A 23,196-nucleotide genomic window follows, 5' to 3' on the forward strand; every position below is an offset into this window, starting at 1 on the left:
CGCGCGGTGCGGGGATCCGCGCGCGTCAGTGGCCCTGGCCCCGGCGGTAGGGCTTGCCGATCGCCTTCGGGGACCGCAGGCGCTGCGAGAAGAGCGCCAGGACCAGCAGCGTAGCGATGTAGGGGCTGGCCTCGACCAGTTCCAGCGGGACGCTGTCGGAGAGCGCGTACCAGACCAACAGGACCACGGCGGCGACCGCGGCGACCGCGGCCTGGGCCCGCTTGGCGGCGCGCAGCCGCACCAGCGCCAGGCCGGCGAGCAGCGCGGCCAGGCCGAGCAGCAGGGCGTGCACGGTCGGGCCGCCGCTGCGCAGCTGCATGGCGTCCATGAAGCCGAACAGGCCCGCGCCGAGGGCGACGCCGCCCGGCCGCCAGTTGCCGAAGATCATCGTGGCCAGGCCGATGTAGCCGCGCCCGCCGGTCTGACCGTCCTGGTAGAAGTGCACGCTGATCGCCAGGAAGGCGCCGCCGAGGCCGGCCAGCGCGCCGGAGACCAGCACCGCGGCGTACTTGTACGCGTAGACGTTGACGCCGAGGGTCTCGGCGGAGAGCGGGGCCTCGCCGCAGGACCGCAGCCGCAGGCCGAACGACGAGCGCCAGAGGAGGAAGAAGGTCCCGACGAAGAGGCCGATGGTCAGGACGGTGAGCCAGGAGACGCCGGTGACCGCGGCGCCGAGCACCCCGGCGACGTCGGAGACCAGGAACCAGTGGTGGCCCTCGATCCCGTTCAGCCAGTCCGCGAGGCCGGGGACGGTGAAGGTCGGCATGTCGGACATCGGCGGGGACTGCTTGTCGTTGCCGCCGGCCACCATCGCCGCGCTGCCCTCCTGGCCGAACCAGAGGGTGGCGAGGTACTGGGTGGCGCCCAGCGCCAGGATGTTGATCGCGACACCGGAGACGATGTGGTCCACGCCGAAGGTCACGGTGGCGACGGCGTGCACCAGGCCGCCGAGCGCGCCGCCGAGGATGCCGGCCGCGGCCGCCGCCCAGGGGCCGTGCTGCCAGCCCACCCAGCCGGCCGCGAACGAGCCGAGCATCATCATGCCTTCGAGACCGATGTTGATCACGCCGGCCCGCTCGGCCCACAGACCGCCCAGGCCGGCCAGCCCGATCGGTACGGCGGCGCTGAGCGCGGCCCCGAACTGGCCGGCGGACGTGAGGTCCGCGGCGCCGCTGACGGCCCGCAGGGCGGCGACCGCGATCAGCGCGCCGGCGACGATCAGCATGATCCAGGGGTAGGTCAGCTTCCGCTTCCCGCCGCCCGTGCCGGGGGCCGCGGGTCGCGCCGCGGACTTGAGTTCCGTACTCACGCCGTCACCTCCGGCTTGTCACTGTTGCCGGCGGCGCCGGTCCCGTTCGTGTCGTCGCCGGTGCGGGCCAGCACGGCCAGTTCCTCGCCGACCTTGCGCTGCTGGAGGCGCAGCCCGTAGCGGCGGACGACCTCGTAGGCGACGACCACGCAGAGCACGATCACGCCCTGGATGACGCCGACGATCTCCTGGGCGTAGCCCTCGAACTCCAGCCGGGAGCCGGTGCGGTCGAGGAACGCCCAGAGCAGGGCGCCGAAGGCCATGCCGGCCGGGTTGTTGCGGCCGAGCAGGGCGATGGCGATGCCGGTGAAGCCGATACCGGCGGGGAAGTCGGTGCCGTACTGGAACGATTCGCCGAGCAGGGTCGGCATCCCGACCAGGCCGGCCGCGGCACCGGACAGCAGCATGCTGATGACGATCATCCGCTTGACGCTGACGCCGCTGGCCTCGGCGGCCGACTCGGAGGCGCCCACCGCCCGCAGGTCGAAACCGAAGCGGGTGCGGTTGATCAGGAACCAGTACAGGGCACCGGCCACCACCGCGACCACCACGAAGCCCTCGACCGGCTTGGGGTGGGTCGGGAAGGAGAAGAAGTGGCTGGACTCCGGCAGGAACTTGGTGTGCAGGAGGTTGCCGTCCTTGACGGCGAGCCGGCCGTCCTGGAGGAAGTAGCCGATCAACGACGCCGCGATGGAGTTCAGCATGATCGTGGTGATCACCTCGCTGACCCCGCGGGTGGTCTTCAGCAGGCCGGCGATGCCGGACCAGATCGCGCCCACCAGCATCGCGATGACGATGAGCAGGATGATCTGGAGGGCGCCGGGCAGCGCGATGGCGCCGCCGACCGCCGCCGCGGCGAAGGCGGCCAACCGGTACTGCCCGTCCACACCGATGTTGAACAGGTTCATCCGGAAGCCGATGGCCACCGCGAGCGCCGAAAGGTAGTACGGCACCGCCTTGTTGATGATCCAGACCTGGCTGTCGCTGTAGTGGCCGTAGTCGGCCATGATCCCGTAGGCCCGGAACGGGTTCTCGCCGGACGCCAGGAAGACCAGCGAGCTGATCACTATCGCGGCGACGATCGCCAGCACCGGGGCGGCGACGCCCAGCAGGACCCTGTCCCGGGCGGCGCTGCGCGCGAGGGCGTCAACGGCCGGGTTCTTCTTGGTCGTCGGCGTGGTGGTGGACGTGCTCACTTCTCGCCACCCCCCTGGGCGACGGCGGTGTCGTCCGACGCGCTGAGGTGGCCGCTGGCGGCACCGGTCATGGCGGAGCCCAACTCCTCCGGGGTGATCACTGCGGGGTCGGCGTCCGCGACCAGCCGGCCGCGGTACATCACCCGCAGGGTGTCGGACAGCCCGATCAGCTCGTCCAGGTCGGCAGAGATCAGCAGGACCGCCAGCCCCTCCCGGCGCGCGGCGCGGATCTGCTCCCAGATCTGCGCCTGTGCGCCGACGTCGACCCCGCGGGTGGGGTGGGCGGCGATCAGCAGCTTGGGGTGGTGGCTCATCTCGCGGCCGACGATCAGCTTCTGCTGGTTGCCGCCGGAGAGCGAGGCCGCGGTGACCTCGATGCCGGGGGTGCGGACGTCGTACTCGGCGACGATCCGCTCGGTGTCCTTGCGGGCGCCGGCCAGGTCGAGGAGCTTGCCCTTGCTGTTGGGGCGCTCGGTGACGTGGCCGAGGATGCGGTTCTCCCACAGCGGGGCGTCCAGCAACAGGCCGTGCCGGTGGCGGTCCTCGGGGATGTAGCCGATGCCGCCCTCGCGGCGGGCGCGGGTGGAGGACCGCGACAGGTCCCGGCCGTCCAGGGCGATGGTCCCGCCGTCGGGCGTGCGGGTGCCCATGACGGCCTCGACCAGCTCGGCCTGCCCGTTGCCCTCGACGCCGGCGACGCCCAGCACCTCGCCCTTGCGGATGGTGAACGAGATGCCGTCCAGCACCGTGCGGACCACTCCGTCGGAGTCCGTGGCGGACAGCCGCACGTCGCTGACCTTCAGCATCTCCACGTCGGTGACGGTGGACTCGCGGGTCTCCGGCGAGGGCAGCTCGCTGCCGACCATCAGCTCGGCCAGTTGCTCGGGGGTGGTCCTCGACGGCTCGACGGACGCCACCGTCGTGCCGCGCCGGATGACGGTGATGTCGTCGGCGACCGACAGCACCTCGCCCAGCTTGTGCGAGATGAAGATGACGGTCAGGCCCTCGGACTTGAGCTCGCGGAGGTTGTCGAAGAGCGCGTCGACCTCCTGCGGGACGAGGACCGCGGTCGGCTCGTCGAGGATCAGCGTCCGGGCGCCCCGGTAGAGGACCTTGAGGATCTCCACCCGCTGGCGGTCGGCGACGCCCAGGTCCTCGATGAGCACGTCCGGCCGGATGTTCAGCCCGTACGCGTCGGAGATCTCACGTATCCGTGCGCGGGCGCCGGCGCCGATGCCGTGCAGTTTCTCCGCGCCGAGGACGGTGTTCTCCAGGACGGTGAGGTTGTCGGCGAGCATGAAGTGCTGGTGCACCATGCCGATGCCGCGGGCGATGGCGTCGCCCGGGGAGTGCAGGGCGACCTGCTCGCCGTCGAGCGCGATGGTGCCCTCGTCCGGCTTCTGCATGCCGTAGAGGATCTTCATCAGGGTCGACTTGCCGGCGCCGTTCTCGCCGCACAGGGCGTGGACGGTACCGCGGCGGACGGTGAGGTGGATGTCGTGGTTGGCCACGACGCCGGGGAACCTTTTGGTGATCCCGCGGAGTTCTACAGCAGGGGCGTCCTGGCCGGGCGGGCTGCTGCTGGTGGGCGCTGCGTTGATGGCGCACTCCCCTCAGGGGCGAAGGAGCGGAAGAAGCGGACGGGTGGGGAAAAAGCGGGGAAAAGAGGGGGGAGAGGGGCCCGCGGCGGCCCCGTGGGGCTGCCGGGTGCGGCCCCCGGAGGCTACGGCTACGGCGTCTCCTTGACCTTCACCTGACCCTCGATGATCTTCTTCCGGACCGCGTCGATCTGCGGCTGGATGTCCTTGATGAAACCGCCCGAGGTGGCGAGCGAGACCCCGCCGTGCTTCAGGTCGTAGGTGTGGATGCCGGTCAGCGGCTTGTGCTGCTCGCAGCTCTTGATGAGGTCGAAGACCGCCACGTCCACGTTCTTCACCACGGAGGTCAGGATGTGGTCCTTGTAGCGGGCCAGTCCCGGCTGCCGGTACTGGTCGGAGTCCACCCCGATCGCCCAGGCGCCCTTGACCTTGCTGATCGCCTCGATCGAGCCGGCGCCGGACTGCCCGGCGGCCGAGTAGATGACGTCGATGCCGCTGTCGAGCATGCCCTGGGCCTTGGCCTTGGCGGCGGCCGGGTCGTTGAAGCCCTTGTCGTTGTTGGGGTACAGGTACTGCGAGACGACCTTGGCCTTCGGGTCGGTGTCGCGCACGCCCTGCTCGAAGCCGGCCTGGAACTTCTGGATCAGCGCGTTGTTGACCCCGCCGATGAAGCCGACCTTGTGGGTCTTGCTCTTCAGCGCGGCCGCGACGCCGGCCAGGTACGACCCCTCATGCTCGGCGAACACCATCGCGTCGACGTTCTTGCCGGTCGGCACCGCGTCGACCACGCCGAAGGTGGTGTCCGGGAAGTCCTTGGCGACGTTCTGCACGGACTGGCTGTAGGCGAAGCCCACCCCGATCACCGGGTTGTACCCGGCCTCGGCGAACGAGGTCAGCCGCTGCTCGCGGTCGGCCTCGGTCTCGCCGTTCTTCGCGGTGAGCATTTTGACGTTCACGCCCAGTTGCCGGCGGGCGTTCTCCGTACCGCGGGCGGCGGCCTCGTTGAACGAGTGATCGTCCCGCCCGCCGATGTCGAAGGCCAGCCCGACGCCCGCGTGTTTCGCGCGGTTGGCCTCGGCGAAACTCTGGCCGCAAGCGGTGGCGGTGAGCCCGAGACACGCGGTGGCGGTGGCCGCGGCGACAACCCTGATGACCCGACGCACGGGGCCTTCCCTTCGCTGTAAGCGCCCCCAGTGGCGCTGGCTTGTCGGGAGATTAACGCGCGTAGACCTGGCGCAAAACCCTCCATGGCGTCGCCGTTATCGATTCGTCTCTCACGGCGTGCCCCGGCAACACGGCGGGCGGTCGACGCAAGGCCGACCGCCCGGGGTGGTGGGATGTGGCGGGATCTTTACGGTCCGCGGGCCTCAGAGCAGCGCCGCCGCCGTGAACAGCTCGACCCCGACGGTGATCGCGTGCTCGTCGACGTCGAAGTCGCCGCGGTGCAGGTCGAGGCTGCTCAGCTCGCCGGGCGGACGGACGCCCAGCCGGGCCATGGCGCCCGGGACGTGTTCGAGGTACCAGGAGAAGTCCTCGCCGCCGAGGGACTGCTCGGTGCCCTCGACGGCCTCGGCACCGCGGCGGGCGGCCATCGCGTCGTGCAGCAGCTGGACGCTGTCCGCCTCGTTGACGACGGGCGGGACGCCGCGGACGTAGTCGATCTGGGACTTGGCGCCGTGCAGGGTGGCGACCTCGTCGATCGCCGCGTGGACCAGGTCCGGCGCCTGCCGCCAGGCGTTCAGGTCCAGGCAGCGGATGGTGCCGGCGAGCGCGGCGCGCTGCGGGATGACGTTGCAGGCGTGGCCGGTCTCCATCCGGCCCCAGGTGATCGCGAGGCCGGCCCGGGCGTCCACCCGGCGGGAGATCACCGCCGGGACGTCGATGGCGACCCGGGCGGCGGCGGTGACCATGTCCGTGGTCAGGTGCGGACGGGCGGTGTGGCCGCCGGGCCCTTCGAGGGTGATCTCCAGGCGGTCGCAGGCGGAGGTGATCGCGCCCGTGCGCAGGCCGATCCGGCCGGCGTCCACCCGGGGGTCGCAGTGCACGGCGAGGATCTGCCCGACGCCGTCCAGCGCACCGCTCTCGACGGCCTCGGCGGCACCGCCGGGCAGGACCTCCTCGGCCGGCTGGAAGAGCAGCCGCACCGGGCGGGGCAGTCGGCCCTCGCGGTCCAGCTCGGCCAGGACCAGGCCGGCGCCGAGCACGACGGTGGTGTGCACGTCGTGGCCGCAGGCGTGGGCGCGACCGGGGACCGTGGAGGCGTACTCGACGGTCTTGGTGTCGGGGATGGGGAGGGCGTCGATGTCCGCGCGGAGGGCGAGCCGCCCACCGGCCGTGGTGCCGTCGTCCGTACCGATGTCACAGATGAGGCCGGTACCGGTGGCGAGGGCCCGCGGGCGGAGCCCGGCCTTCTCCAGCCGGCCCTTGATCGCCGCGGTGGTCCGGAACTCCTGGTTGCCGAGCTCCGGGTGCATGTGCAAGTCGCGGCGGAACGTGATGAGTTCGGCGCGTAGTACCTCGGAGAGCGTGCCGGGCAGGGCGGAGGCGTGCGGAACGTCGGCGGCGCGAGACATCAGTTGGTTCACCCGTTGAAGGTTACGGGGCCGAACGGGGCAACTGTCCCTCGATCAACAAAAGTTCAGCCCGTCAGGGGAAGAAATTTTAGGCAGCTGGGTGCATGGACGGTTTTTGGTTCGGGTATGAAGGAGGGCTTTATCAGGGCCTCATCAGGGCTTCATCACTCACTGTCAGGTTCGGTCGGGTTCTCCCTCGCAAACGGGAGGCGCTTCCCCGCAAGCGGGTGGGGGGACCTCCCGCTCGCGGGGGAGCACCCCCACCCCGGGCAGTCGCCGTACGTCCTGGGCGGTGCCGGTGACGTCGTCGAGGAACCCCTGGGCGCGCGGGGAGGCGTGCGCGGTGAGCCAGGCGGGGTCGATGTCGCAGACCGCGACCTGGACTCCGGTGCCCTGGAGGGCCAGTGGCAGGGTGTGGACGACGGTGGAGGGAAAGCTGAGGACCAGCCGGCCCACCGGGCCGCGGCGCGCGATCAGTTCCAGGGGGAGGTCGGGGCGGACCACCTCCAGGCCGGTCTCGGTGGCCAGGCGGTGGAGCTTGCCGGCGCGTTCCCGGCGGTGGGCGAAGTAGCGGGTGGCGCCGTGCGCACGGGCCAGGTCGGCGACCGCGGCCAGGTAGCGGTCGGTGTCGACGACGCCGGTCTCCACCAGCGAGGTCCCGACGATGTCGGCGGTGCGGGTCAGGCGGGGCGGGCCGAAGCGGCCGCGGGTCCAGGCGAAGTCGTTGGCGGTGACCGCCATGCCCTCGGGCGCCTGGACCGGCATGGAGCTGAAGAGGGCGACGGTGCGGCGGCGCCGGGCGCCCTCGGGGCCGGGGGTCAGGCGGCGGCGGGCCGCGGCGGCGAACGGTGCGAAGACCAGGTCGCGGGGGCCGCGCCCGGAGCCGTGCCGGTGCCAGCGCACCAGCCTTTCACCGCGGGCGAGTTGGCCGATGAACTCCATGGTGGCGGTGCCGTCGTCGACCACGACCAGGTCGCGGGCCCGGGTGAGGCCGAGGAGCAGCTGGACGTAGCGGGAGAAGGGGTCGCCGAGGACGATCCGGCCGGCCCGGCGGAGCAGCGGGGTGAGGCCGCCGATGGTGCGCAGCGGGGCGGTGGTGCCGCCGCGGGCCTCCTCCCAGCGGACGGTGTGGCCCTCGTCGCGGGCGAGTTCGACCATCCGGCGCAGCTGACCGCGGGTCATCGGGTCGTGCGGGGCGAGCACCACGACGGTGAGCGCGGCGGGCTGGTCGGTGCCGGCCCGGGTGTGCGCCCATTCGAGGACGTTCAGCAGCTGGACCGGGCTCTCGACGAAGGCGAGGGTGCCGGTGTCCGCACGGGCGGTGTCCGCGAGGGCAGTGGTCATGTCGTCACCGGTGGGTTCGGTCCGCTTGCGCTGCCGGGGGACGCCGAGGAGACGGCGGGTGGGAGTCCCCGCCGTCTCCTCGGGCGGGACCTCGGCGCCGGCGGCGCGGGTCCCTTCGGGTGAGCTCACCTGGCGAACTCCTGTCGGCGCGGGGCCGGTCAGACGGCGGCCGGCTCGCGGTCGGCGGCCTCGGCGGCCTCCTCCTCGGCGACCACGCCGGCGATCCGGCGCAGCTTCTTCATCGGGCCGAGCTCGCTCTCGTAGACCTTCTTGACGCCGTCGCCGAGGGACTCCTCGATGGTGCGGATGTCGCGGACCAGGCGGGTCAGGCCCTGCGGCTCGACGGAGGCGGCCTGGTCGGAGCCCCACATGGCGCGGTCGAGGGTGATGTGCCGCTCGACGAAGGCGGCGCCGAGGGCGACCGCGGCGAGGGTGGTCTGCAGGCCGGTCTCGTGGCCGCTGTAGCCGATCGGCACGTTGGGGTACTCGGCCTGGAGGGTGTGGATCATGCGGAGGTTGAGCTCTTCGGCCTTGGCCGGGTAGGTGCTGGTGGCGTGGCAGAGGACGATGTTGTCGCTGCCCAGGACCTCGACGGCGTGCCGGATCTGCCGGGGGGTGGACATGCCGGTGGAGAGGATGACGGCGCGGCCGGTGGCGCGCATGGCGCGCAGCAGTTCGTCGTCGGTGAGCGAGGCGGAGGCCACCTTGTAGCAGGGCACGTCGAACTTCTCCAGGAAGGCGACGGACTCGACGTCCCAGGGGGAGGCGAACCACGCGATGCCGCGCTTCTTGCAGTACTCGTCGATGGCGCGGTAGCCGTCCTCGTCGAACTCCACGCGGTGGCGGTAGTCGATGTAGGTCATCCGGCCCCAGGGGGTGTCGCGCTCGATGTCCCACTGGTCGCGCGGGGTGCAGATCTCGGGGGTCCGCTTCTGGAACTTGACCGCGTCGCAGCCGGCGTCCGCGGCGGCGTCGATCAGCGCGAAGGCGTTCTCCAGGTCGCCGTTGTGGTTGATGCCGATCTCGCCGGTGACGTAGACGGGGCGGCCGGGGCCGACCAGGCGGTCGCCGAGGGAGCGGAGGCGGGCGTTGCTGCTCATGGGAGGTTCCTTCGTTCTGTTCGGGGAGGTGCTTCGGGGGTGGTGGCTGGGGGGCGGTGGTTCGGGGGCGGTGTCGGGGGTGCGGGCGGGATGGGGCGCTGTAAAGGCGTTACAGGGACGGGCCGAGGAGCCAGCCGGCGATCTCGCGGATGGCGCCGCTGCCGCCGGGGGTGGCGGTGACCGCGCGGGCCGCGCCGCGCACCACGTCGTGGGCGGAGGCGACCGCCACCGGCCACCCGACGAGGTCGAAGCAGGGCAGGTCGTTGACGTCGTTGCCGACGTAGAGCACCCGCTCGGGGGTGACGCCGGACTCCTCGCACCACTGTTTGAGGGCGACGTCCTTGCGGTCGATGCCGTGCAGGACGGGCACCTTCAGCTTCCGCGCGCGGGCGGCGACCACCGGGTTCTGCTCGGTGGAGAGGATCAGCAGCTTCAGCCCGGAGCGGCGGAGCGCGGCGATCCCCAGGCCGTCGCCGCGGTGCACGGCGACGGTCTCCCGGCCCTCGGCGTCGATCAGCACCCGGTCGTCGGTCTGGGTGCCGTCGAAGTCGAGGACGACGGCGTCGATGTCGTCACTTGTCGGGAGGGCGGCGGGAGAAGGGCCGGCGAGGGCGGTGGGGCGCGGAGCGTCCAGCAGCGGGGCCAGGGCGCGGGCCCGGGCCAGGTCGTGCGGGTCGTCGATCTCCAGCACCCGGGCCGGGTCGGTGCGGACCAGTTCGGTGCGGCCGAAGAAGCGGTGGCCGCTGGTGCGGAAGCCGGCCGCGTCCATGGCGTAGGCGGCGCCGGTCTCCAGCAGGTCCTGCGGGCGGTCCTGGCGGCGCGGCCGGAAGGACTTGTCGTGGTTGACGCCGCGGCCGCCGCCGTCGGGGTCGACCGCCTCCTCGGGGACGGCGGCCTCGGCGTCCTCGGCGTCCTCGGCGTCCCGCCAGACGAAGCCGTGGAAGGGGGCGACGGTCAGCGCGCTGTCCGCGCCGCCCTCGACGACCGCCGCGGCCACCGCGTCGATGTCCTCGCTGACCAGGAACGGGCTGGTGCACTGGACGAGCAGCACCGCGTCGACCCGGCGGCCCTGTTCGGCCTCGTAGGTGTCCATGGCGTGCCGGACCGCGGCCTCGCTGGTGGCGGTGTCGCCGGCGATCTCGCCGGGTCGGCGTATGACCACCGCGCCGGCGCCGCGCGCGGCGGCGGCGATCCCGGCGTCGTCGGTGGAGACGACCACGTCGGTGACGAGCCGGGCGGCGCGGCACTCGCGGACCGCGCGGGCCACCAGGGGCACGCCCCCGACGGCGGCGAGGTTCTTGGCGGGGACGCCCTTGGATCCGCCGCGGGCGGGGATGACGGCCACAACGGTGGGGGGCATGGGGCTCTCCTGGGTCGGGTGGGGGCTGCTGCTCACAGCTGCCCCCAGCGGCGGATGGCCGGGGCGACGCGCTGGACGCCGTGTCGGTAGGCGCCCCGGGCGGCCTCGCGGACCGTGTCGCGGGCGAACTGCCGTAGCCCGCCGGTCTCCTGGGGCGCGTCGGTGTACCCGGCGAGCGGTGCGCCCTGCGGGTCCAGGCCGTAGCGGGCGAGGACGCCGGGCAGATAGCCGGGGGCGGTGCGGGGCGTGTAGTACGGGGTGAGCGACGGCAGGTGGTCGGCGGCGACCAGCGCGGCGACCCGGTCGCGGGCCGCGTCGAAGGCGTGCTCGTACTCCGCCGGACCGCGTCCGGGCGGGGCCCCCTCCTGCGGTGGCCGGGGGGCTGCCGGCACCGCCGGGGCGACGCCCTGGCGGGCCAGCCAGTCGGGGTCGGGCTCCGGGCGGTGGCCGGCGTCGAGTTCGTCCCAGGAGACCAGGCAGCCGGAGCCGAGGAAGTGGTGGTTGCCGAGCGCCTCGCGGATGCCGAGGTCGGTGAGGACCGCGGTGGGGATGCCGCGGTGCAGCGACTCCAGGGCGGCGGTGGAGCTGACCGTGACCATCAGGTCGGTGCGGTCCAGGACCTCGCCCATGTTGCCGTACACCAGGCGGCAGTTGGCGGGCAGTCCGCCGGGGACCTTGGCGGCGAGCTTCTGGTAGGGAAGTTCCTCGATGTGCGTGGTGTGCTCGCCGGGCCTGCTGCGGAGCTTGATCAGCACCTCGCGGTCGGGGTGCCGGCGGGCGTGCTCAACTGCCCGGCGCAGAAGGTACGTTCGCCCCTCGCGGTTCTCCGGGACGGAGGGCTGGGCGGCGAACACCACCGTGTACGGGGCGTGCGGGGCCTCGTAGGGGGCGCCGCCGAGGAAGGGCAGGGCGCACTCCACCACGCTGTCGTCCGGCGCGCCCACGCCACGGTAGACCGCGCGGAACCGGTCCGCGTCGTGGCGGGAGTTGGCGAGCACCACGTCCGCGCCGTGCCGCAGCAGCAGGCCGTCGGCGAGCTTCTCGTAGACCACGCCGACGTAGCCGGTGACGACGACGGGGCGGCGCCCGCCGGACCGCCAGGCGTGCCCGAGGCCGTGCAGCATCGCCTGGACGGCGCCGCCGACGCAGGCCAGCACCAGCACGTCGTAGCGGGTGCGGTCCGTCGCCTCCGGGCCGCGCTCCATCAGGTCGAGGAAGTCCACTCCCCTGATCTCCCGCAGCGAGTCCGCGCGGGCTCCGACCTCGCCGAGCTGGCGGACGGTGGGGGTGGCACGACCGCGGAGCAGGTAGCCGTCGAGCCGGGCGTCCGGCTGGAGTCGGCGCGCGGTCAGGGCGCCCCACTTCCACCGGGTGTCCGAGTCGGCGAGCACCGCGACCCGCGGCGCCGAATGGGTAGGTGATGGCACGTCGAAGACGCTAGAAAGGCGCGACGGGCGGCGGACCAACTGAGGAGCAACAACGGGTTAACAGCCGACCGACGAACACCGAACCCACCCGGATACCGTCCGGTCACCGAACTGGTTAACCATCCCGCCATTCTTCGTTCACCGCCAAGTACGCGCCGCGTCAAGACGAATGCCGGGCGCCGCACCTAACGTCACGGGGGTGGTCAAGCTCTCCGTCGTCGTGCCGTTCTACAACGTGCAGACATACGCGCCCGATACTCTGAAAAGCCTCGCGGCGAACTCCCGTGAGGATTTCGAATTCCTGCTCGTCGACGACTGTTCACGCGACGAGACGCCGGAGATCCTCGCGCGCGCCGCGACGGACCTCCCGGGCGCCCGGGTGCTGCGACACGAGAAGAACGGCGGTCTGGCCACCGCCCGCAACACCGGTCTGGACGCGGCCCGCGGCGAGTACCTCGCCTTCCTCGACGGGGACGACTGGCTGGCCCCCGGCTATCTCCCCGAACTCCTTTCCGCCATCGAGGAGTTGGGATGCGACTTCGTGCGGACGGACCACGTCCAGTGCACCGCCAAGGCGCGCACCGTGCACCGGGTCCCGCACGGCCGGCGGGGGGTGGTGATGGATCCGCGGCGCGTGATCCTGCCCGCCGACCGCTCCACCTCGGTCGACTACGCCTACGCCTGGGCCGGGATCTACCACCGCCGGCTGCTCGACGACGGCCTGCTGCACTTCCCCGACGGGCTGCGCACCGCGGAGGACCGGCCGTGGATCTGGCGGCTGCATCGCGAGGCGAAATCCATGGCGGTGACCGGTCTGCTGGGGGTTTTCTACCGGCGCGGAGTGGCGTCCTCATTGACCCAGATCGGCGATGTCCGGCAATTGGACTTCATCCGCGCTTTCGATCAGGTGATCGAGGAAACGGCACAGGACCCCGAGGCACATCTGCTGCTGCCGAAGGCGGTGCGCACGTATTGCGCGATCATTTCCCATCATCTCGGTTCGATCGAACGATTCGAGCCGGCGGTCGCCCGTAAATTGCGGGCGATGAGCGCCGCGGCCATGAAACGCATGCCGCAGGACGTACTGAAGGAAGCCCTGGATTCCATGGATGTACAGCGCGCGTCCCGGCTGCGACGGCTGCGCCGCCGCCCCTCCGCCACGGCGGAGGTCGCCGCCTGATGCCTGCCCGGCCCCGTACCCAGATCTTTCTGGCGTCCACGCTCTACGGCGCGGCGACCCTGGCCGCCGCCCTGGACGCCGACCTGTTCCCCCCGGCCGACCGCCGACTGCTGCTGATCAGCAACAACGCGACGACCCCGGAGACCACCCCGGCCCTGGACGCCATGCCCGGCTTCGCGCGGCTGCGCGGCCGCTTCGACCGCCTGCTGTCCTGGAACGAGACGATCCGCCCGTTCCACCCCGGCGGCTGGTCCCCGCGCCCCAACGACGTGCCGCTGTGGGAACGCCATCTGCGGCTCCTGTGGGGGCTGGGGGACGACCGGGTCGAGCTGATCGTGGAGTCGATCCAGGTCAACCCGGCCATGGCGGTGGCCCAGTTGTTCCCCGACGCCCCCGTGGACGTCTACGCCGACGGGCTGATGAGCTACGGCCCCACCCGCAACAAGCTCGACCCGCTGGTCGGCACCCGGATCGGCCGGCTGCTCCACCTGGACCTGGTGCCGGGCCTGAAGCCGCTGCTGCTCACCGAGTTCGGGGTGGAGCCGGTGATCGTGCCGACCGACGCCTTCACCAAGGTGCTGGCCGAACTCGCCGACGACGGCGAGGCGTCGGGCGACCTGTCCGGCGTCCCCGAGGGGGCGGCGCTGCTGCTCGGCCAGTACCTCTCCGCCCTCTCCATCCTCACCCCGCAGGAGGAAGAGGAACTGCACGTCCGGATGGTGCGCGGGGCGGTCGAGCGGGGCCACCGCGAGATCGTCTTCAAGCCGCATCCGTCGGCGCCGGCCCGCTGGTCGCACCTGCTGGAGCGGGAGGCCGAGAAGCTGGGGATCTCGCTGACCGTGCTGGACCGGCCGGTGCTCGCCGAGGTCCTCTACCAGCGGGTCCGGCCCGCGCTGGTGGCCGGCTGCTTCTCCACCGCGCTGCTGACCGCGTCCGCCTTCTACGACCTGCCGGTCGCCCGGACCGGCACCGGACTGCTGCTGGAGCGGCTGACGCCGTACGAGAACAGCAACCGGGTGCCGGTGACGCTGGTGGACGCGCTGGTGCCGGACCTCGCCGACCGGGGCGCGGCGCCGCGCGCCACCGCCACCCCGCAGGACGTCGGCCCGCTGGTCACCGCCGTCGGCTATGCGATGCAGCACCAGATCTACCCGCACCTGCGCCGGGCCGCCGAACGCTACCTGGCCGCCCATCTGGACCCGCACACCCGGCGCTACTTCAAGCGCCGTCGGCTCACCGTGCTGGCACTGCCCGGCGCGCTGCCGTCCCAGCTGTCGTTCATCCCGCGCAATGCCGCGGTCCGCCGGGTGGCGCGCCGGGCCCGGGCCGTGCAGCGCCGACTGAGGCAGCGTCATCCCAAGAAGTGGACCGCCACCTGATGACCACCACCTCTCCGCCGCCCGGGGCGCCCCCGGTGTCGTCCGACCGCACCGCGGGCGGCGCACCGGGCGCCGGGCCGGCCGCCGCCCGGGACACCGCGACACCGGGCCGCGACCGGGCCGGCGGCGCCGCCCGGCTGCGCGCCCTGGACGGGCTGCGGCTGGTCGCCGCCCTGATGGTCGCCGCGTACCACTACGGCGGCCGGAACGGCGACATCTCCCGGGCCTGGGGCGGCTCCCCGACGCACCAGTTCCCGTACCTCTCCAGCGCGTTCGCGTACGGCTGCCTGGGCGTCCAGATCTTCTTCGTGATCAGCGGCTTCGTGATCTGCCTCAGCGGCTGGGGCCGGACCCTGCGGTCCTTCGTCGCCTCCCGCATCGGCCGCCTGTACCCGGCCTACTGGGCGGCGATCCTCCTCGTCACCGCCGTCTTCGCGCTCCCCTGGGTCGCCTTCAAGGCACTCGCGCCCAGCGAGGTGCTGACCAACCTCACCATGCTCCAGTACCCGTTGGGCGTGCACCGGGTCCTCGGCGTGTGCTGGACGCTCTGGGCCGAGATGCGCTTCTACGCCCTCTTCGCGCTGTGCGTGGTGCTGCCGGGAGCCACCCGCGGCCGGGTGGTCCTGTTCTGCGCCGGCTGGACGCTGGCCGCCGCGCTGGCCCAGTCCGCCCACGAGCCGTTCCTCACCACCGTGCTGATGCCCCAGTACGCCCCGTTCTTCATCGGCGGCGTGGGGCTGTACCTGCTGCACCGGTTCGGCCGGCGGGACCCGGTCGCCTGGACGATCGTGCTGGTCAGCTGGCTGATCGGACAGCATTACGCGGTCGCCGGACTGTGGCACGCACCGTCCGTGCACGCCTTCTCCTACCGCTCGACGACCGTCATCATCGCCATCGTGACCCTCGGGTTCGCCGCGGTCGCCGCCGTCGCCCTGGGCGCGTTCCGCCGGGCCGACTGGCGCTGGCTGACCGTCGCCGGGGCGCTGACCTACCCGTTCTACCTCGTCCACGAGCATCTGGGCTGGGTCGTGATAGGCGCGCTGCACCGCGGCGCGGGGCTGCCCTCGTACGCCACGCTCCTGCTGACCGTCGGGCTGATGCTGCTGCTCGCGTGGGTGCTCCACCGCTGGGTCGAACGCCCGCTGACCCCGCGCCTACGCCGGGCGATCGACCCGCGCCGCTAGGGCGCTTCTGACGGATCTCCGCGGCGTCGCGGCGGGGCGGCGGCCCGGACCGGCCCACCGACGCACCCCGCGCCGCGCACCACGTCTCCGCGCTCCCCTCCGGGTGCCGCCCCTCAACTCGCCAGCCGCTTGAGGTGGTTGGCCTCGATGCCGGCCACGATGATCTGCAGGCCGGCCTCGAACGCCTCCTCGACGTCGTCGAAGAGCGTCCGCCCGGCCTGCGCGGCGAGCGGGTACGTCCTGCCCAGTCGGCGCTCGCGGTCGTCCTGGTCGTAGGACGGATCGCGGACTTCCGGGTGCTCGGGGTCGGGGTGCACCGACTGCTCCTCGATGACCAGCCCGACCGTGTAGTTGTACGCGGTCCACCAGGCGCGGGACGCCTCGGGCAGGGTGTAGCCGGCCGCGAGGAAGTGGCTGAGGAAGAGCTCCAGCGGGGCCGCGAAGGTGTCGTCCGTCATCCGGGTGCCGCTGACGACCTTGCCGCCGTCGCGGTAGCGGAGCAGTTCGCGGCGGAGCACGACACAGGTCTGGAAGACCATCTCCCGCCAGGACGGCCACCGGCCGTCCGCCCCGGGCCCGCCCTCCGGCATGGTGGCCCGGAACAGCCGCCGGAAGATCTCGGTGGCCATCTCGTCCAGCAGCTCCTGCTTGTTCTTGAAGTGCCAGTAGAGCGCCGGGGCCTGGACGTCGAGCTCCTTGGCGATCCGCCGCAGGGTCAGCCCGTCCAGCCCGCTCTCGTTCAGCAGCCGCAGGGCGGTCTCCACCACCACGTTCCGGTCGATACGCGAAACCATGTTGACAACTTAACACCGTTAAGGGCAGCCTCATAAGCATGGCACTTAACAGCGTTAAGGAAACCGTCGCCAGCACCGCCGCGGACGCCTTCGAGGCCACCGCCCCGGACACCACCGCGCGCCCCGTCGAGGTCCTGATCTCCGGCGCCGGCCCGACCGGCCTCGCGCTCGGCATCGACCTCGCCCGCCGGGGCGTGACCGCCCTGGTGGTCGAGCGCCAGCCCACCCTCTCCCGCGGCGCCCGCGGCACCGGCATGCAGCCGCGCACCCAGGAGGTCTACGACGACCTCGGCGTGCTCCCCGCCGCGCGGGCCGCCGGCGGCCTCTACCCGCCCATGGCGCTGTGGGAGGACGGCCGGATCGCCCACACCCACCAGATGATCGTGCGGGTCGCCCCGACCCCGTCCACGCCCTACTCCGACGCCCTGATGCTCCCCCAGTGGCGCAACGTCGAGCTGCTCCACGACCGCCTCCGGGAACTGGGCGGCAGCGTCCACCTGTCCACCGAACTCACCGGGTTCACCCAGGACCCGGACGGCGTCACCGCCCGCCTCGCCGGCCCCGACGGCGGCGTCCGCACCGTCCGCGCCCGCTACCTCGTCGCCTGCGACGGCGGCGGCAGCACCATCCGCAAGCAACTCGCCGTCCCGATGAGCGGCCCCGAACTCGCCCCCGGCCACGCCGTACTCGCCGACGTCCGCCTCGACGGCCTCGACCGGGACCACTGGCACCGCTGGCAGCTGTCGAGCGGCGGCTTCCTCACCCTCCTCCCGCTGGCCGGCACCGACGCCTTCCAGATGCTCGCCGCCGCGGCCTCCGACGAGCCGGACACCTCCGCCGACGCGGTCCGCGACCTGATCGCCGAGCACACCCACCTCACCCGCGACCACGTCCGCGAGGTGCTGTGGACCTCGCTCTACCGCCCCAAGGCGGGCATGGCCGACGCCTACCGGCACGGCAGGGTCTTCCTGGCCGGCGACGCCGCGCACATCCACTCCCCGGCCGGCGGCCAGGGAATGAACACCAGCGTCCAGGACGGCTACAACCTCGGCTGGAAGCTCGGCCAGGTGCTCCGGCACGGCGCCCCCGACACCCTCCTGGACACCTACGAGACCGAGCGCCGCCCGATCGCCGCCCGCATCCTGGAGACCAGCACCCGCCTGCACCGCTCCGGCAGCCTCCACCGCGGCCGCAACCTGCACCAACTCGACGTCGGCTATCCCGACAGCCCGCTCTCCCGCGAGCTGCGCACCGACCTCCCCGACGGCGCCCTGACCGCCGGCGACCGCGCCCCCGACGCGCCCTGCACCACCGCCGACGGCACCCCCACCCACCTCTTCGACGTCTTCCGCGGCCCCCACTTCACCGTGCTCGCCCTCGACGCCCCGGACCTCGACCCCACCCCCCTGACCAGGGCCGCCGGCGCCACCCCCGTCCGCACCGTCCACACCGCCGGCCCCGCCCCCGACCTCCTCGACCCCGACGGCCACCTGCACGCCGCCTACGGCACCACCCCGACCGTCTTCCTCATCCGCCCCGACGGCTATGTGGCGGTGGCGGCCCCACCACAGACCGCGGAAGCCGCGATCACGGAGGCCCTGGCAACGCACTTCGGCGCGGCCCCGGTCGCGGTCTGAGGCAGGCCGGACCACGCCGCCCGCGACGCCGGTTCGGGGCCCGCCTTCCCCTGCGACCAGGAGAGGACGGGCCCCGGCGTCCCTCACCGCGCGGACGCCCCCTGCGCGGCACCCTTCAAGTCAGCGCCCGGGACGCTTCCCGCAGGGCGGACCGGGGCCACGAGCCGAGCCCGCCGGCCCGTCCGGGACGCGCGCCGCCCCTCCTCGGGACCGTTCCGGTCGGGGGAGTCGTCCGCGGGCGAGGATCTGTATCCGCCCTCGCCCGCATTGCTTGCCGCGGAGCAGCCGCCCGCGTCGCCCTCGCCGTCTTCCTCGTCCTCGTCGGCATCGCTCTCCAACTGGAGCAACCGGCCGCCCCGACTCTCCGAAACCCGGTGGACCCTGACCAGATGGGCCTTCAACTCAACGGCCAGCAGGTGGATTTCACCGGGCGTCCAACACCGTCCGGCAAGGACGTCGCCGGCTTCCTCGATGAGCTCGGCCGCCGCGTCCATCTGCTCCGCCTCCACCCTGTCGGCGAGGCGGGAGAGGTACCCGGTACCGGTCCCGCCCAGGAGGTAGCACGGCTTTCCCTCCGGGCTGCTCCACGGCAACAGCCGTGCGGTGTCCATGGGATTCATCGCACGGTCACCTCCCCCGCACGGGGAACGCCAGTCTCCACAGGGGGACCAGTGGCCTCGCGATAGCGTTGGTCATGTCGTCAACTCCTTGCCAGTTGATGGCCATGCCCCCGGGCCGGTCGCACGGTCGCGGGGGTCCCGTATATGGCCGGTTGCGTCGTCGGAGAGCGTCTTCGGGCGCGCTCATTGCAAGGCAGCCCGGTCCACTCCGACCGAGTGAACTAGTTCAGTATCGGAGTGACCGAAGCACTTCCGCTACGGTTCCCGGTGTCCTAGTGTGCTGAGCGACTTCGGTGCTCAACTCACGTGAGGAGTAGGGGAGATGGCAGGTCCGAAAACATTTACGAAGATCGCGGATCACTTCCGGGAGCGGATCCTGTCGGGCGATCTGGAGCCGGGGACGAGGCTGCCCACGAACCGGGAGATCTCAGGACAGTGGCAGGTGGCCGCCGCCACGGTCTCCCGCGCCCTCCAGGCGCTCCAGGTAGAGGGGTACATCCGGACCACTCCACGGGGTACGTATGTCGCCGACGACCCGGCATGGACGCTTTCGGCGCGCGACCGGCTCGCCAGGGTGCAGCGCGTGAAGTCGTTCCTCGCGGACGGCGAGACGAGCCGGGTCACGGCCGCCGAGCTGACCGCCCCTCCCCTGTACGTCGCCGAGATCTTCGACCTGGATACGGGAGATCAGGTGGTGCGCCGGGAATGGCTGGCAGGTCGGGGCAAGACCCGGACGGTGTTCGCGGTGACGTGGTATCCGGCGCCGTTCGCCGCTCTCGTGCCCGACCTGCTGAACACCGCACCAGAACGCAACCACGGCTTGTCGGCAAAGGTACTGGAGGCCACAGGGCGCACCATCACGCACGCCCGGGACGACCTGCACGCACGGGCTGCGGACGCGCGCGAGGCCAGCGCCCTGGGACTCCCCGTAGGGGCTCCGATCCTGGCGGGCGCCCACCGCTGGTCCGACGCCGACGGCGTCATCGAGTACGGGGAATGGTGCCTGCCGCCCCGGTTCACGATCGGGTACGAGTACCAGCCCTGAAGGGCGTCGGGGCATACGGCACCGCCCCATCAACAGCGTCCACGTGCCGTACAGCGGCACGTGGACCTGGATCAGCGACCATCGAGAGACCGCGCTACGCCAACGGGCCCCCGCCGACCGCCAGTTGAGGCAGTCGGCGAGAGCCCGTCCGTACAGCGCGCCGTCGCGGCCGCCGCTACACCACCAGCGACAGCAACAACACCCCCACGATCCCGACGACCGAGATCAGTGTCTCCATCACCGACCAGGTCTTCAGGGTCTGGCCGACGTCCATGCCGAAGTACTCCTTGACCATCCAGAAGCCGGCGTCGTTGACGTGGCTGAAGAAGAGGGAGCCGGCGCCGACGGCGAGGACGAGGAGGGCGGCGTGGGTGGTGCTCATCTCCGCGGCGAGCGGGGCGACCAGCCCGGCCGCGGAGATGGTGGCGACCGTGGCGGAGCCGGTGGCGAGGCGGATGGCGACCGCGATCAGCCAGGCCAGCAGCAGCGCGGAGATGTTCCAGTGCCGGGAGATCTCCAGGATCATCTGGCCGATGCCGGAGTCCACCAGCGTCTGCTTGAAGCCGCCGCCCGCGCCGACGATCAGCAGCACCCCGGCGATCGGGCCGAGCGAGGACTCGACGGTGGAGGCGATCCGGCCGCGGGTGAAGCCGGCCGCCCGGCCCAGCGTGAACATCGCGACGACGACGGCGGCGAGCAGCGCGATCAGCGGCGAGCCGACGACGTCGAAGACCCGCTGGAGGGAGTCCTTGGGGTCGTCCACGAGGACGTCCACCAGGGCCTTGGCCAGCATCATCACCACCGGCAGCAGCACGGTGGCGACGGTGATCCCGAAGCCGGGGCGCGCATCCGGCTCGTCGGAGGCGTGCTGCGCCCGGGGGTCCGGGGTCTCCCCGGAGGAGAGCAGCATCTTCTCCGGCGGGGCGATGTCGACCCAGCGGGCCGCGTAACGGGAGAAGAGCGGGCCGGCGATGATCGCCGTGGGGATGGCGATGACGACGCCCAGCGCCAGCGTAACGCCGAGGTTGGCCTTGACCGCGTCGATCGCGGCCAGCGGCCCGGGGTGCGGGGGGATCAGCCCGTGCATCACGGACAGTCCGGCCAGTGCCGGGATGCCGATGCGCATGAGGGAGAAGTTGCCGCGCTTGGCGACGAGGAGCACCACGGGAATCAGCAGCACGATGCCGACCTCGAAGAAGATCGGCAGCCCGATGATCCCGGCGATCAGCACCATCGCCCAGGGCATCGGCCCGCCCGTCGCCCGCCACCGCCCTTCCCTGGAAGGGCCTTCGGCCCTGCCCCTCCCGCCGGCCTTCGCCAGGATCGTGTCCACGATCCGGTCCGCGCCGCCTGAGTCGGCGAGCAGCTTGCCCAGGACGGCGCCCAGCGCGATCAGCACGCCGGTGCCCGCGACCGTCGTGCCCAGCCCGGTGGAGAAGCTGGCGATGGCCTTATCGAGCGGGGCGCCGGCCACCGCGCCGAGCACCAGCGAGCCGATGATCAACGACAGGAAGGCGTGCAGCTTGAACTTGGTGATCAGCAGGACGATGACGGCGATACCCGCCAGGACGGCGATGCCCAGCTGTGCGTGACCGGCCGAGGTGATGGGCGCGGTCGCGTCCGCTGCGAGCATCTCGACGCTGAGATGTGGCACGGCGATTCCCTTGGTTGGAGAGGGGAGATCCCTTGGTTGGAGGGGGAGGGTGGCCGGGCCCCGTGGGGGAGACGGGGCCCGGCCGGCCCGGGTCCGGCCGGCGCGTTGGGGGGGTTACGCGGCCGGAGCCGGGCGGCGCAGGGCGCTGACGGCCCGGTCGGCGATCTGCTCCGGGGTGCCGGAGACATCGACGGCCACGCCCGCCTCGTCCGCTCCGAGGGGTTCGAGCGTGGCGAACTGGGAGTCCAGCAGCGCGGTGGGCATGAAGTGGCCCTTGCGTTCGGCCATCCGCGCCTCGATGAGCGCGCGGTCGCCGGCGAGGTGGAGGAAGGCCACGCCCGGCGCGGCGGCCCGCAGCCGGTCGCGGTAGGCGCGCTTGAGCGCGGAGCAGCTGACCACGCCGCCGTGGCCGGCGCGGCCGTGCGCCCAGGAGCCGATGGCGTCGAGCCAGGGGCCGCGGTCGGCGTCGTCCAGGGGGATGCCGGCGGACATCTTGGCGATGTTGGCCGGCGGGTGGAAGTCGTCGCCCTCGGCGTAGGGGACGTCCAGCGCGTCGGCCACCAGGGGACCGATCGTCGTCTTGCCGGTCCCGGCCACACCCATCACGACGATGACGTCGGCGCTGCCCATCCCGATTACCTCGATACCTCGTATGCAGGACATTCCGTACTGAGCCGCCGATATCGGGGCTATCGGTACGACGCTGTCCTCTTCGACCTCGTGCGCCCCCCACTGAAACTCATTAGGTATGACGTATTCAAGCCCCTGTGACGCAAACGTCATACTTAATTGGTCGAGAGGCGGGATCGTAGGCTTGGCCCATGGAAGCGACCGGGAACGGGGAGAAGGGGCTGCACGCCCGCGTGCTGGAGTCCCTGGGGCCCGCGATCACCGCGGGCGACCACCCTCCGGGCACGGTCCTGCGCACCGATGAGCTGGCCGAGCGGTTCGACGTCTCGCGCACGGTGATCCGCGAGGCGATCCGGGTCCTGGAGTCCATGCACCTGGTCACCTCCCGGCGCCGGGTCGGGGTGACCGTCCGCCCGACCGAGGAGTGGAACGTCTACGACCCGCGGGTGATCGGCTGGCGGCTGGCAGGCCGGGACCGCCCCCGGCAGCTGCGGTCGCTGACCGTGCTGCGCTCGGCCGTCGAGCCGGTGGCGGCCGGTCTCGCCGCCCGCCACGCCACCCCCGCCCAGTGCGCCGAGCTCACCGAGCACGCCATGGGCATGGTGGCCACCTCCCGCGGCCAGCAGCTCGACGCGTACCTCGTCCACGACATGGCGTTCCACCGGGTGGTGCTGACCTCCTCCGGCAACGAGATGTTCGCCCGGCTCGCGGAGGTCGTCGCGGCCGTCCTCACCGGCCGCACCCAGCACCATGTGATGTTCACCGACCCCGATCCGGCCGCGGTCACCCTGCACGTCCAGGTCGCCGAGGCGATCCGCACCGGGGACGCGGCCCGGGCGGAGGCCCTCACCCGGGAGATCACCACCGGCGCGATGGCCGAACTGGACGTGCTGGCGCCGTAGTCGATGCCGTCCCGGCACCCCGCGCGCCGGGGACGCGGCGTCAGAACAGCGGCTGCTGGCCGGGCATCGGCGGCTCCTCGGGGTCGAAGAGCATCGAAGCGGGCGCCATCATCGGCGCGGTCCGCCGCGATCCCGGGCAGGAGATCAGCTCGATCCCGGTCCGCCGCCCCGGAGGGTCGTGGCGGGCGTACCGGCCGCCGACCACGGCGATCTCTCGGGTGCAGACGGGGCAGCGGCGGCGGGGTGCGGACATGCCTCCAGTGT

The 23,196-nt window shown here is 72.3% G+C and carries 20 protein-coding genes; 6 read left to right on the forward strand and 14 right to left on the reverse strand.

What is annotated here, in order from left to right; translation table 11 throughout:
- Positions 1–25: 25 nt before the first annotated feature.
- The 9 genes from MOV08_RS16835 to MOV08_RS16875 form a co-directional block, all read right to left on the reverse strand.
- Positions 26–1,309 carry an ABC transporter permease gene (locus MOV08_RS16835; RefSeq protein ID WP_039633416.1) on the reverse strand — a complete coding sequence of 428 codons (1,284 nt, stop codon included), beginning with the start codon at positions 1,307–1,309 and terminating at the stop codon, positions 26–28.
- Positions 1,306–2,505 (reverse strand): ABC transporter permease, encoded by a 1,200-nt coding sequence (locus tag MOV08_RS16840; protein WP_275307910.1) that lies wholly within the window; start codon positions 2,503–2,505, stop codon positions 1,306–1,308. Before MOV08_RS16840 ends, MOV08_RS16835 begins: the two co-directional genes overlap by 4 nt.
- A complete protein-coding gene (locus MOV08_RS16845) occupies positions 2,502–4,016 on the reverse strand; it encodes an ABC transporter ATP-binding protein (RefSeq protein WP_275307911.1) in 1,515 nt (504 codons plus the stop codon). Before MOV08_RS16845 ends, MOV08_RS16840 begins: the two co-directional genes overlap by 4 nt.
- Before the next feature lie 218 nt (positions 4,017–4,234).
- On the reverse strand, positions 4,235–5,266 hold the full coding sequence (locus MOV08_RS16850; RefSeq protein WP_039633422.1) for a BMP family lipoprotein: 1,032 nt from the start codon (positions 5,264–5,266) through the stop codon (positions 4,235–4,237).
- Positions 5,267–5,470: 204 nt separating this feature from the next.
- Positions 5,471–6,676, reverse strand: coding sequence for an amidohydrolase (locus MOV08_RS16855; RefSeq protein ID WP_275311807.1), 1,206 nt, complete (start codon positions 6,674–6,676; stop codon positions 5,471–5,473).
- Positions 6,677–6,850: 174 nt separating this feature from the next.
- Positions 6,851–8,149 carry a hypothetical protein gene (locus MOV08_RS16860; protein ID WP_420834175.1) on the reverse strand — a complete coding sequence of 433 codons (1,299 nt, stop codon included), beginning with the start codon at positions 8,147–8,149 and terminating at the stop codon, positions 6,851–6,853.
- A 29-nt stretch (positions 8,150–8,178) separates the two neighbouring features.
- Positions 8,179–9,120 carry an N-acetylneuraminate synthase family protein gene (locus tag MOV08_RS16865; protein WP_039633426.1) on the reverse strand — a complete coding sequence of 314 codons (942 nt, stop codon included), beginning with the start codon at positions 9,118–9,120 and terminating at the stop codon, positions 8,179–8,181.
- A 109-nt stretch (positions 9,121–9,229) separates the two neighbouring features.
- Positions 9,230–10,480, reverse strand: a complete 1,251-nt coding sequence (locus tag MOV08_RS16870) for an acylneuraminate cytidylyltransferase (protein ID WP_275307912.1) — start codon at positions 10,478–10,480, stop codon at positions 9,230–9,232.
- A gap of 32 nt (positions 10,481–10,512) precedes the next feature.
- On the reverse strand, positions 10,513–11,907 hold the full coding sequence (locus tag MOV08_RS16875; RefSeq protein ID WP_338057166.1) for a DUF6716 putative glycosyltransferase: 1,395 nt from the start codon (positions 11,905–11,907) through the stop codon (positions 10,513–10,515).
- 199 nt (positions 11,908–12,106) lie between these two features.
- Between MOV08_RS16875 and MOV08_RS16880 the strand changes: the two genes are divergently transcribed.
- The 3 genes from MOV08_RS16880 to MOV08_RS16890 are packed head-to-tail and all read left to right on the forward strand — an operon-like array spanning position 12,107 to position 15,650.
- Positions 12,107–13,087, forward strand: a complete 981-nt coding sequence (locus MOV08_RS16880; protein ID WP_275307913.1) for a glycosyltransferase family 2 protein — start codon at positions 12,107–12,109, stop codon at positions 13,085–13,087.
- Positions 13,087–14,466 carry a polysialyltransferase family glycosyltransferase gene (locus tag MOV08_RS16885; protein ID WP_275307914.1) on the forward strand — a complete coding sequence of 460 codons (1,380 nt, stop codon included), beginning with the start codon at positions 13,087–13,089 and terminating at the stop codon, positions 14,464–14,466. The genes MOV08_RS16880 and MOV08_RS16885 overlap by 1 nt, the downstream gene beginning before the upstream one ends.
- Positions 14,466–15,650, forward strand: coding sequence for an acyltransferase family protein (locus MOV08_RS16890; protein ID WP_275307915.1), 1,185 nt, complete (start codon positions 14,466–14,468; stop codon positions 15,648–15,650). The genes MOV08_RS16885 and MOV08_RS16890 overlap by 1 nt, the downstream gene beginning before the upstream one ends.
- 113 nt (positions 15,651–15,763) lie before the next feature.
- On the opposite strand, the gene MOV08_RS16895 is transcribed toward MOV08_RS16890, so the two are convergent.
- A complete protein-coding gene (locus MOV08_RS16895) occupies positions 15,764–16,444 on the reverse strand; it encodes a TetR/AcrR family transcriptional regulator C-terminal domain-containing protein (RefSeq protein ID WP_275307916.1) in 681 nt (226 codons plus the stop codon).
- Between the two features lie 38 nt (positions 16,445–16,482).
- On the opposite strand from MOV08_RS16895, the gene MOV08_RS16900 reads away from it, so the two are divergent.
- Positions 16,483–18,081, forward strand: a complete 1,599-nt coding sequence (locus tag MOV08_RS16900) for an FAD-dependent monooxygenase (RefSeq protein WP_275307917.1) — start codon at positions 16,483–16,485, stop codon at positions 18,079–18,081.
- Positions 18,082–18,164: 83 nt separating this feature from the next.
- Here MOV08_RS16900 and MOV08_RS16905 read toward each other — a convergent pair whose 3' ends face one another.
- Positions 18,165–18,701: a hypothetical protein gene (locus MOV08_RS16905; RefSeq protein ID WP_275307918.1), complete on the reverse strand. Its 537-nt coding sequence runs from the start codon at positions 18,699–18,701 to the stop codon at positions 18,165–18,167.
- A 322-nt stretch (positions 18,702–19,023) separates the two neighbouring features.
- On the opposite strand from MOV08_RS16905, the gene MOV08_RS16910 reads away from it, so the two are divergent.
- On the forward strand, positions 19,024–19,746 hold the full coding sequence (locus MOV08_RS16910; RefSeq protein ID WP_275307919.1) for a GntR family transcriptional regulator: 723 nt from the start codon (positions 19,024–19,026) through the stop codon (positions 19,744–19,746).
- A gap of 175 nt (positions 19,747–19,921) precedes the next feature.
- Here the strand turns inward: MOV08_RS16910 and MOV08_RS16915 are convergent, their stop codons facing one another.
- A complete protein-coding gene (locus MOV08_RS16915; RefSeq protein WP_275307920.1) occupies positions 19,922–21,400 on the reverse strand; it encodes a GntT/GntP/DsdX family permease in 1,479 nt (492 codons plus the stop codon).
- 114 nt (positions 21,401–21,514) lie between these two features.
- Positions 21,515–22,030 carry a gluconokinase gene (locus MOV08_RS16920; protein WP_039633440.1) on the reverse strand — a complete coding sequence of 172 codons (516 nt, stop codon included), beginning with the start codon at positions 22,028–22,030 and terminating at the stop codon, positions 21,515–21,517.
- Positions 22,031–22,221: 191 nt separating this feature from the next.
- Between MOV08_RS16920 and MOV08_RS16925 the strand changes: the two genes are divergently transcribed.
- Positions 22,222–22,932 carry a FadR/GntR family transcriptional regulator gene (locus tag MOV08_RS16925; RefSeq protein ID WP_039633442.1) on the forward strand — a complete coding sequence of 237 codons (711 nt, stop codon included), beginning with the start codon at positions 22,222–22,224 and terminating at the stop codon, positions 22,930–22,932.
- A gap of 40 nt (positions 22,933–22,972) precedes the next feature.
- On the opposite strand, the gene MOV08_RS16930 is transcribed toward MOV08_RS16925, so the two are convergent.
- Positions 22,973–23,185, reverse strand: coding sequence for a hypothetical protein (locus tag MOV08_RS16930; RefSeq protein WP_205366390.1), 213 nt, complete (start codon positions 23,183–23,185; stop codon positions 22,973–22,975).
- Positions 23,186–23,196: the final 11 nt, after the last annotated feature.

Origin of the sequence: Streptomyces yunnanensis, assembly GCF_029011865.1 — a bacterium.
Classification (GTDB): Bacteria; Actinomycetota; Actinomycetes; order Streptomycetales; family Streptomycetaceae; genus Streptomyces; species Streptomyces yunnanensis.

Coding starts and splice junctions, on each gene's coding strand:
- MOV08_RS16855 (WP_275311807.1), bottom strand. CDS start 6,676: ATGTCTCGCGCCGCCGACGTTCCGCACGCCTCCGCCCTGCCCGGCACG.
- MOV08_RS16865 (WP_039633426.1), bottom strand. CDS start 9,120: ATGAGCAGCAACGCCCGCCTCCGCTCCCTCGGCGACCGCCTGGTCGGC.
- MOV08_RS16870 (WP_275307912.1), bottom strand. CDS start 10,480: ATGCCCCCCACCGTTGTGGCCGTCATCCCCGCCCGCGGCGGATCCAAG.
- MOV08_RS16885 (WP_275307914.1), top strand. CDS start 13,087: ATGCCTGCCCGGCCCCGTACCCAGATCTTTCTGGCGTCCACGCTCTAC.
- MOV08_RS16890 (WP_275307915.1), top strand. CDS start 14,466: ATGACCACCACCTCTCCGCCGCCCGGGGCGCCCCCGGTGTCGTCCGAC.
- MOV08_RS16895 (WP_275307916.1), bottom strand. CDS start 16,444: ATGGTTTCGCGTATCGACCGGAACGTGGTGGTGGAGACCGCCCTGCGG.
- MOV08_RS16900 (WP_275307917.1), top strand. CDS start 16,483: ATGGCACTTAACAGCGTTAAGGAAACCGTCGCCAGCACCGCCGCGGAC.
- MOV08_RS16905 (WP_275307918.1), bottom strand. CDS start 18,701: ATGAATCCCATGGACACCGCACGGCTGTTGCCGTGGAGCAGCCCGGAG.
- MOV08_RS16910 (WP_275307919.1), top strand. CDS start 19,024: ATGGCAGGTCCGAAAACATTTACGAAGATCGCGGATCACTTCCGGGAG.
- MOV08_RS16920 (WP_039633440.1), bottom strand. CDS start 22,030: ATGGGCAGCGCCGACGTCATCGTCGTGATGGGTGTGGCCGGGACCGGC.
- MOV08_RS16925 (WP_039633442.1), top strand. CDS start 22,222: ATGGAAGCGACCGGGAACGGGGAGAAGGGGCTGCACGCCCGCGTGCTG.
- MOV08_RS16930 (WP_205366390.1), bottom strand. CDS start 23,185: ATGTCCGCACCCCGCCGCCGCTGCCCCGTCTGCACCCGAGAGATCGCC.